Below are 10,184 nucleotides of genomic sequence, written 5' to 3' on the forward strand. Positions count from 1 at the left end.
TTTATTATACTGTAAATATATTAGATGCTTCTTACATTACCGTCGTAAAGTTACCTTACTTACATTACACAAAATGGTAATATGGAGGACTCTTGTGTGGCTTTGCATGATTTTTACGGTTTGGCCTATGAGGATGGGGCTGTTGGGCTTGCGGCAGGGTGTTTGGGGTGGACAGAGGATTATCTCTGTCGGTTGTCTGGAGAATAACAAAGCACTTGAAGCCCGTGAAGGGGTTTCTACATGGTTAGACCATAGAGGCCCACGGGATGGACGAAATGGCTTTATTCGCCTCGAAAATGCTCAGTGTGGACAGGAAGCAAGGGGTTCTACATCGGCAGAGTAGAAGCAAAAAGACATATTGTCGGTTTGTGGTTGCAGAAGGGTGTTTTGCCAGCCATGATGGTGGCTTTACGTCGAGTTTTCGATAGATTCTCGTCGGTTCCTCGATCGACGTTCGTTGCTCTTTCGTTCGTTTTTCGCTTGTTCCTCGTTCGGTCCTCGATCGGTCTTCGATAGACTAACGAATAAGCAACGAGAGACGAACGAGAGACGAACGAGGACCTAACGAGAAGTCAACGGGAACCGAACGAGAAGTGATCGGGAAATCGTGGGCCTTCTGTCGTGACCTGATAGCATGGGAATTTGTTGATTTTGTAAACATAAGCAGCATTTTAGTTGTTGGGTTATTTGTTTGATTTTTGGCTTAAAGGTTTCTTTCTTGTTTTTGAAATCATCCTCGGCTTGAAACACAAAGATACAACATGACACCCCCGAAATGCAAGAGTTTTGGCAGTTTTGATTCAATATTTAATATACTTTAACTTTATTATAGATATTTTTACCCACACTCATATAGTGCTTTTATAATTTGTTCCTGACAATATAAGCCAAGGGCATATCACAACAAATAAATCAAAGATCAAATGAATGACATGGAGTGTCACGGATGGGGGTAGAAATTATTACCAGAACAAACCTGTTTTATAGTATTTGCTCCGTAGCGATTACTGAAATCCTTGGCTATTGATTCGGGCAAAGTATTGTAATCTACCGGTGTTTCATTTTCGGAATTACATGAAGAGAATACGAAAGTAATGACTACAGCCAATACGCATAATAAATATTTTGTACTTGATAATTTTATTCTGTATTTTTTTATTTGTTCCATTTCATGGCATCTTTTCTCGCCAAATGGGCAGAGTTCAAGTAAACTTAACTCTGTCCATTTGGCTTAACGAAAACGTGTTTCTGATGTGTTAGCGCATCACCTTTCTGGTTTTGCCATTCTGCCGAATAATGGTCAATCCGCGGTGGTTGGCAGATACGCTACGACCCTGCATATCGTAATAGTGCACGCTGGTATCGGTCGCCACCTTAGCCTGATGAATGCCTGTAGTCTGTTCGGCGAGTTCGCAAGTGCCATCAGCAGACTTGGTCAATAGGCGTTCGTAGAACTTGCCACCCAGACCACGCACTGGTCGATAATCGGCATCCTTTACATCTTTTGCTACAAGACGCACGCGATAGGTGCCGGCTGTCAAGCCACTAAGATCATAGGTCTGACGTGCTGAGCCATTGTATCGGTCATAGGGGGCCAGATTGATATTGACATATTCGAAATATTGCTTTTCGGTGGAACCTTCTGCGGTATTCTCCAAAAGGACTCCTACTGTACCATCAAAATCCAGATGGCCTGTATTGAAGAGATTGATGCGCGATACACTAAGCTGTCCTTCGGGTGTGATCAAGAGACCGCTGAGCGACGAGGTACATCCCATGTGCGACTCAAAGGGCATTCCTGTCACAGCCTCTTTCTGTGGGATGAGTCGTGTGATGATTTCCTGTCCGGAATTAAAGGCAAAGCTGTTATCAGGATTTAGTTTGTCGATGGCATAATAACCATCACAAACACCATTCCATCCCCAGTTAACATAAATCATACCGTTGGCATCAACACCAGTCAGCAGAAATGCATGTCCACCTCGGCCTGAGTCATCACTGGCTCCCATGATAATGGGGCGTCCTTCTGCCAATTCAGTATAGACAATATTCATCCATTCGCTGTCGGAATAGAAGTCGCGAAGCACATAATGGGTGGCATCCTCATTATAACCGAAGACCGTAGCAAAAGCTGCTGCCGCATCGTCTGAATAGGCACCGCTTCCCTTTGAGGCATAATTCATATTAACGGCACGACCACAGTCATAGACCAACTGTCCTACGTTCTGCTGCTGTTTTTCTGTTACGTCAGCAGCACGGGGATCATAAGGAATATTGTCCCAGTCGTAGTCGGATTTGATGTTCTCCACCACAGTCTTTGAGGAATAGGCATTCAAGGTTTCATTATAAATCTCAGTAGTATAACGTCCAGGACCTTCTGCATGAGTGGGATAGGCATAATAGCGAAGCACTTGAGACATGGCTGTTGCCACACATCCGCAAGGCAGGTGTTCTCCCTTTACTGTTGGACAATAGTAGTTATAAGGCATATCCTGTCCCCATTTCGTTTGCAACAGATTATCAACTACCGTGAAGTCTGGTTGCTCATCGGCAGAATAATGTTGCTGTTGCAATGCCTTGTCGGTAGCTTTCAACCACCATTCCAATCCGCAAGGCAGATGTTTGGCATCGAAATTGGTTTTTGAATAACCTAACACCGCTCTGCCTTCGCTTGTTTTTCCCACGACGACAAATCCCTGCATGGCACTACGATAGATGGCATAGGTATTGGTTTCGGTGGCAAGTGTCACCATTCCATTGATACCCATCTGTTGCAATTGCCGATTGGCAATCTCTTTCATCACTTGTTGACTTCTAACAATGGCAAAACCTTGCAACGATGTTGTAATCGCCACCAACAGAAGAACTAAAATCCGCTTCATTTAATCTTTATTTGTATGTATTGTGTTTATATCGTGTTTTTATTTCACCAATACCACGAGATACTTACTGGTGGACCAGAACAATTGTGGATTGGTGATGCGAAGCACATACTGCTTGTTGGCATCGCGGTCGAGCGTATAGCTGGCTTGCGGATGTGAGGTGAGTAGTTGTGCGCTACGCGAATAGAGGCGTATCTCCTTATCCACACGGATATCTATCTTGGTGAAATAGTCGCGATTGAAGTTTGACTGGAGTACTTTACCATCTACAATGATACGCTGTTCTTTGAGTTCTTTCTTTGTACCATAAACAAACCATGCGGTATTGAGCTGCTTGTCCTGTACAGAGATGGTTTGCGACTTCTGACTGCTTTCCTCCTTCAGCGATGACACATTGGTATTGAGGTTGGTCACCTCCTTATCGAGTTCACCGATGCGCACATCCTTGGCTTCAAGTTCTGCACGAAGCTGACGCATCTGAGCATCCTTCTCTTCCATCTGACGGGTGAGATTGTCGAGGGTGCGGCGCAGTTCATCACTTGCTACCGAACTTTGGCGAAGCTGGTTGCGCATTTTATTGATAAGTTCGCGATTGTGCTGCATGGTCTGCTGGATAATCTGAATATTTTCGCGAATGCGCTCCACAGCATTGGCACCCTCACCCTGTTGGGCAACGGTAACTCTATTCTGTGCCTGATTGATGGCACGGAAGCCCTCTTCGATATCATTGATGGTGGAAACCATGTCGTTGATCTCGTTATCCTTCTGTTGGATGATGCGATTGAGTGAATCGGTCTTTTGGGCTATCTTCACTTCTTCTGCTTTCGGACCTTTCTGTCCGCAAGCCACAAGCATCATGGCGCCAATGGCCAAAACTATCATCTTTTTCATAATTCTTGTGTTTTGTCTTATTACCTATTTTATATTATACATAAGTGTTTTACTTTCATGTGGGCTTGCCTGCCAAGACTATGACAAACTCGCCACGTGGGTCGTGCTCTTGAAAATGGGCAATGACTTCTGCCAAAGTGCCACGCACACTCTCTTCGTGTACTTTGCTAATCTCACGACAAGCACTAACCTGACGATCGGGTCCCATCACCTCTGCCAACTGTTGGAGAGTTTTCAATACACGGTAGGGTGACTCATAGAATATCATCGTGCGCTCTTCATCAACCAGCGACTGTAGTTTGGTCTGGCGTCCCTTCTTCTGAGGCAGAAATCCCTCAAAGCAGAAACGATCACAAGGCAGACCGCTACTAACCAAGGCCGGCACGAATGCCGTTGCACCAGGCAAGGTTTGCACCTCTATGCCAGCACGCACCGCTTCACGCACTAAGAAGAATCCGGGATCGGAAATACCTGGTGTACCCGCATCGCTGATGAGGGCTATGGTTTGTCCGGCTTTGAGCCGTTCTACTATTGATGCACTTGTGCCGTGCTCATTGAATTTATGATGCGAAAGTAAATGCTGCTGAATCTGGAAATGTTTCAGCAGGTTACCGGAAGTGCGCGTATCTTCCGCCAACACGAGGTCGGCCTCTTTCAAGATACGGACTGCCCGAAAAGTCATGTCCTCCATATTGCCAACAGGCGTGGGAACGATATACAGGATACCCATAACAGGGGACAAAGTTACGAATAAGCATGGAAAACACAAAGAAATTTATTATTTTTCTTGTTGTTACGGGATGAAAGTAACTTTTATTCACTAAAGCTTATCACCTACGACATTCCTTTTACACAGCAGAAATAGAGAGAAATTAAAAACCAATGCCCCGTTTTCGTTAAGTCAAATGCGCTTAAGCAAGTTTGCTAAAACTCTGCCTTGGCGAGAAAACGAAGGCAGAAGCAAATCCTAATGACCGATTTGTGAGAAAATAGAAGTTTTTTATCGAAAGTAAGAGAAGATATTGGTGTAATTCAAATAAAATGCCTACATTTGTAGCATGATTACAGGAAACATGATTGGTGAAGTGCGCCGCCCAGGCAGAATAGAGGTAGTATGCGGTTCGATGTTCTCAGGAAAGACAGAAGAACTCATACGTCGTTTACGCCGTGCCCAGTTTGCAAAACAGAAAGTCGAGATTTTCAAACCATCCATCGACACACGCTACAGCGATGAAGAGGTGGTGAGCCATGATCATAACACCATCTCATCAACTCCTATTGAGTCGTCTGCCAGCATTCTGTTGCTATCAAGTGACATCGATGTGGTGGGTATCGACGAGGCACAGTTCTTCGATGACGGTCTGGTGGACGTATGCAACCAGTTGGCCAACCGTGGTGTGCGCGTCATCGTGGCAGGACTCGACATGGACTTTAAAGGCATTCCTTTCGGACCAATGCCAGCACTCTGTGCCATTGCTGATGATGTAACGAAGGTACATGCCATTTGTGTAAAATGCGGTTCACTGGCGTATGTCAGCCACCGCACCGTTGACAGCGACCGTCGTGTACTCTTGGGCGAAACCATGGAGTATGAACCGCTCTGCCGCGAATGTTACAAGAAAGCACTTCAAGCCGAACAACAATAGCCTATTCACCTTTTATACAATAACCCTTAAACCTAAATGTTATGAAACAGAAAACGATGAAACTCGCCCTGATGTTCCTTGTAGCTGTTGTGGCATTCACCTCGTGTTCGAAATCCAGTAAGACAGCACGCTTCCTGCCTGACGATGCCATTACTATGCGCATCGATGTAAAGCAGATTCTCGACAAGAGTAAAGCTGCCGACAACGATGCCGTAAAACAGCAGCTGGCAAAGAATCTGGAGGCTATGGGTAAGAATGCAGAAGCTAAAGCAGTATTGAAAGCTGTAGCTGAAGATCCTGCTAAGGCCGGTATCGACCTACGCCAACCCTTATGGGTAAGTGCCAATGCCGAAGGCAAAAATGCATTGCTGGTGGGCGAACTGCTCGACAAAGACGATTTCGTGAAGTTGCTTACCGCCTTGGATAAGGCTCCAAAAGAAAAAGACGGCATACAATATATCGGAGAAGGAACCAATGTGATTGCCTTCGACGATGACTGTTTCGTGGTTTCTGACGGCACCATCGACGATGTCATCAAGAAGTTCAATGCTGACACCAAGGGTACAATGGCAGAGAGTGACGACTTCAGCAAACTCGCTGATGCAAAAGGCATCATGCAGGTGCTCATTCCCATGGGTGTTGCACAAAATCAGTTGACCGCAGAACAGAAAGCCTTACTGCCTAACGGTCTTGACATGAAGGACCTCTCAATACTCCTTGACCTGAGTTCTGAGAAGGGTTCTGTTACGCTTTCCGTAGAAGCCATTGCTAAGAGTGATGCTTGGAAGCAGAATATTGAAGAAGGAAAGAAGCTGATGCGCAATATCGACGGCGACTATGCCAAATACATCGCAGCAGACGGCATGTCTATTTTCTGCAATATTGACGGTAAAGCCTATTTCGACTATCTCGAGAAGATGGGTGTTTTCAAAAACCAAAAGACCATCAAATCCGACCAATTGGAAATGGCTAAGGGTGTACTGGGAACCATCGATGGCGACTTCACCGCAGGTATCAGCAAGTGGGAAGGCTTCATCCCCAACGTATGTCTCTATCTGAAGACCAAGGACAAGAAGATTATTGAAGCGCTCAACCAATTGGGCATCAAGAGCAGCAAAGAGATGAATTTTGGCGAAAAGAACGGTACTACCTATTTGGCTATTGGTGGCGAGCCATTTGCTGAAGCCAAGCCTGCTGTATCGAAAAGCGACATCAAAGGCCACCGCGTGTATATTCATATCGGTGCACAGCTGGCAGCCAAAGCCATACAAGGATTCTGCACCCGCAGTCAAGCTAAGGCTGCCCAATCGGCTGTGGAGAGTATTAAGAGCATCGAGATCTACGACACAGCCGATACCAAGGTTGACTTCCGTGTCAATATGAACGATGCCGACAAGGATCCTCTAGAGATTCTGGCAGACATCATGCTCGGACAGTTTGGACTCAACTAATAAATAACAGAACTTTCGCATGTGGGGAAGTTAAGGGAAGTTAGGGAAGTTAGAGAGAAGTTAAGGGACAAATGTCCTACGTCTTACGGCAAAAGGCTATTGTCTCTTAACTTCCCGAACGACCGTAGGGAGTGATAACTTCCATTTTATGGCACCTTTTCTCGCCATGACAGAATTAAAGCGAGCTTTATTCTGCTCATTTGGCTTAACGAAAACGTTCCATTTTATGGCACATTTTCTCGCCATGGCAGACCTCGAACGAGCTCGGGTCTGCTCATCTGGCTTAACGAAAACGTTCTTTAACTTCAATCAATTCCCTCAGTTGCGAAACTTGAATAAATAACAGAACTACGTGAAGAGCCATCATCATCTGCTCTACAAACTGCTCAGCCGTGGAATGAATGCATGGCAGTTGGCTGGTTTTGTACTTGCCAACCTGTGTGGCATGACCATCGTATTGGCTGCCATACAGTTTGCCACCGATATCATTCCGATATTCTCCGGTGGAGACAGCTTTATGCGACCTGGGCAGATGGTGGTGGCTAAACACGTGAACACTATCGGCACGTTGACTGGCACAGCGCCAACCTTCTCACCAGAAGAAATAGAGGAGATGCGCCAACAACCATTTGCCACTCGTGTGGGAACTTTCACCCCATCTTGCTTTGGGGTGGTTGCCACCTTAGGTAGCCAAAGATTAGGTGTACAGTTTTCCACCGATATGTTTTTCGAAGCCGTGCCCGATGAGTTTATCGATGTGGATTTGTCTCACTGGCAATGGCAACCAGGCGATACAGATATTCCCATCATTCTGCCACGCAACTATCTCAACCTCTATAATTTCGGCTTTGCTACCAGCCAAGGACTTCCCGCACTTTCTGAGAGTCTTGTACAAATGGTAAAGATCCGGTTTCTTTTGCGCGGTAGTAACGAAACTGTAGAGATGACAGGCCATGTGGTTGCCTTCTCCAAAAAGCTCAATACCATTCTGGTGCCACAACGCTTCATTGACGAAATGAATCGTCGGCTGTCACCCAACCGCAGTGCCACCCCATCACGTCTTATTATCAGCGTTGACAATCCAACAGACGACCGTCTCATTACTTTCCTTGACGACCGAGGATACGAAACCGAGGCAGACGATGCAGAATCAGCACGCACTGCTCTTTTTCTGCGCATTACCACTGGCATCGTCATTGCCGTTGGCCTCCTCATCAGTGCCTTGGCGTTCTATGTCTTGTTGCTCAGCATCTTCCTGCTCTTACAAAAGAACACGGAAAAGATAGACACCCTACTGCTCATCGGTTATCGACCTTCTACTGTAGCACGTCCTTACCACCTGTTGACACTGACCGTCAATACGCTGGTACTGGTCATCGCCATACTACTGATAGTCATGCTGCGCACATATTACATCCCACTTTTCGGCAGTCTCTATCCAAGTTTCAGTGCTGCAACACTTGCACCGAGCCTACTCACAGGCATAGCACTTTATATATTTGTCGGCATACTAAATTACGCTGCAATACGTCGCAAAGTACTCCATATTTGGCACATGCATAAAAGATAATTCAAAAAAATCAGAAAAATATTTGGCGGTTTCAAATAAACTTCGTACCTTTGCATCCGCTTTCAGGCAATGATCCGCTAGCTCAGTTGGTAGAGCACAACACTTTTAATGTTGGGGTCTTGGGTTCGAGCCCCAAGCGGATCACTTTTAAAAATCGGCAAATGGTTGATAATCAATCGTTTGCCGATTTTCTTATATCTCAAATGCACCACTTTTGCACCACTTGGCCCCTATAACAAGGTTTTACAAACTGACATAAATACCATGAAACGCCCCATTAACACTTATTACCACATTGAATTTTTATCTTCGTCAGTCATACTACTCTCTGTCAATTAGAGGTTGATACCAATCCCACATTTCCTCAAAGGTTTGGAAATCCTGGGGGACAGGATTAGATTCAACAAATGCCTCCTCGGGTGTAATTGGTAAATAATGGCAGAAGAAAGCTTCATCAGTTCTTCGAGGATACAATGCCAGAGAACTCTCGAAGAAAGATGTACGATAGTCATAATGATGAGTATGAATAAAATCTCTCCACGAATAGGTCACCTCCTCTTCACTCCTTACGTCAATGATTTCAAACTGTTCAAGATTTCTATCATCAACACTCCCCCACGCTTTCTTCATTAATCCCATTGCTTCAACATCAGACACAGGCGCACTATATCCAAAAATGGTAACGTTATGTGTGTTGCAGGTACTCTTATCTAAACGATCTTGTAAAATATCCCATGCCTTCTTAATGTAAGAATCAGAAGCATAGTTCTTATGTTTAACAGGATATAGTAATTTTGTTGGCTCAAAATAAATGTTACCATCTTTTGTATACATACCAGCTCTACCTATCATATTATGTTCTTTGTTATAGCCAACAGCCACATTACCATGTAGAAATAGCAATTGAGGGCTACTCCCATGAAGTGCATTACGCCACCAGGCTTGATACAGGAAAGGATCCCAGTTAAAGGTTGCTATAACATCTTTATCACGTAAAGACATTATGAGATAATCATATATCGTAGGCTTTAGAGGAAGAAGCATCGAAGCGAAATATGAATAGATCAAATCATTCATAACCTTCAGATATGGATTGTCTGGATCATGTTCGACAATATTACTATACGTTGCCTCAAAGTTGTCCTGAATCAGCTCTTGTGGGAAATGGCTCAAGCACCCATGAAGTCCCACGACATCAGGAAGATTGTTCATAGAAGGTAACAGCAATCCATGTTCCTCCGGATCACGAATTGATGCTGCTATACTGGCACCAGCTCCCAGTATAACGACATGACAACCTCCCGACGGATTGACTTCTACAATATTCATACTATCAACTCTTTTACGTTTGAACAGAAACAACTAACTCTTTTATCGACATTGGCCTAAACACTACAACAACTGTACCTAAGATCTCTTTGGATAACCCTTTAGACAACTTTATAGACAACCCTTTCGGCAATTATAGTTGCTCCAGCAACTCTCTGCCCTTCTTCGTTAGATAGTATGATTGCATTGGGTGATTTGGAATCTCTGGGTACAGCATAGCAATATATCCTTCCGACAGATTGGGATTGATGTAGTTGTTTACAAAGCTCTTCCTGTCCCTAAGGTGCATACCTTCCATTAACATCTTAAGATTCGCCCCATTCTCTCCAATGATTGAAAAGAATGTTTTTAGCTTTTGAGCCCTATTATCCTTTGAGGTTGTGGGGTTGAGGGATGAACTTGTGGGGTTGATTAC

Annotated in this window: 8 protein-coding genes and 1 tRNA gene; 4 read left to right on the forward strand and 5 right to left on the reverse strand. The window is 44.7% G+C overall.

What is annotated here, in order from left to right; translation table 11 throughout:
- Positions 1-1,256: 1,256 nt before the first annotated feature.
- The 3 genes from CIK90_RS03425 to rsmI are packed head-to-tail and all read right to left on the reverse strand — an operon-like array spanning position 1,257 to position 4,503.
- Positions 1,257-2,882 carry a C10 family peptidase gene (locus CIK90_RS03425; RefSeq protein ID WP_094464357.1) on the reverse strand — a complete coding sequence of 542 codons (1,626 nt, stop codon included), beginning with the start codon at positions 2,880-2,882 and terminating at the stop codon, positions 1,257-1,259.
- 39 nt (positions 2,883-2,921) lie between these two features.
- A complete protein-coding gene (locus CIK90_RS03430) occupies positions 2,922-3,773 on the reverse strand; it encodes a lipoprotein (RefSeq protein WP_094389703.1) in 852 nt (283 codons plus the stop codon).
- 55 nt (positions 3,774-3,828) lie between these two features.
- The gene (rsmI, locus tag CIK90_RS03435; RefSeq protein ID WP_094389702.1) at positions 3,829-4,503 is read right to left on the reverse strand and encodes a 16S rRNA (cytidine(1402)-2'-O)-methyltransferase; all 675 of its coding nucleotides are present in this window, start codon (positions 4,501-4,503) and stop codon (positions 3,829-3,831) included.
- Between the two features lie 328 nt (positions 4,504-4,831).
- Between rsmI and CIK90_RS03440 the strand changes: the two genes are divergently transcribed.
- The 4 genes from CIK90_RS03440 (at position 4,832) to CIK90_RS03460 (ending at position 8,584) form a co-directional block, all read left to right on the forward strand.
- Positions 4,832-5,419 carry a thymidine kinase gene (locus tag CIK90_RS03440; RefSeq protein ID WP_371595909.1) on the forward strand — a complete coding sequence of 196 codons (588 nt, stop codon included), beginning with the start codon at positions 4,832-4,834 and terminating at the stop codon, positions 5,417-5,419.
- A 41-nt stretch (positions 5,420-5,460) separates the two neighbouring features.
- Complete coding sequence (locus tag CIK90_RS03445; protein WP_094464358.1) at positions 5,461-6,870, forward strand: DUF4836 family protein; 1,410 nt, start codon at positions 5,461-5,463, stop codon at positions 6,868-6,870.
- A gap of 352 nt (positions 6,871-7,222) precedes the next feature.
- On the forward strand, positions 7,223-8,440 hold the full coding sequence (locus tag CIK90_RS03455) for an ABC transporter permease (RefSeq protein ID WP_254046263.1): 1,218 nt from the start codon (positions 7,223-7,225) through the stop codon (positions 8,438-8,440).
- 71 nt (positions 8,441-8,511) lie between these two features.
- Positions 8,512-8,584 (forward strand) — tRNA-Lys (locus CIK90_RS03460).
- A 177-nt stretch (positions 8,585-8,761) separates the two neighbouring features.
- On the opposite strand, the gene CIK90_RS03465 is transcribed toward CIK90_RS03460, so the two are convergent.
- Both CIK90_RS03465 and CIK90_RS14355 read right to left on the reverse strand, forming a co-directional pair.
- The gene (locus tag CIK90_RS03465; RefSeq protein ID WP_094464359.1) at positions 8,762-9,769 is read right to left on the reverse strand and encodes a hypothetical protein; all 1,008 of its coding nucleotides are present in this window, start codon (positions 9,767-9,769) and stop codon (positions 8,762-8,764) included.
- A gap of 133 nt (positions 9,770-9,902) precedes the next feature.
- Positions 9,903-10,184: Fic family protein (locus CIK90_RS14355; protein ID WP_371595910.1), on the reverse strand; the 282-nt coding region annotated here is incomplete at its 5' end.

The organism is Prevotella sp. P5-126 (genome assembly GCF_002251185.1).
Classification (GTDB): Bacteria; Bacteroidota; Bacteroidia; order Bacteroidales; family Bacteroidaceae; genus Prevotella.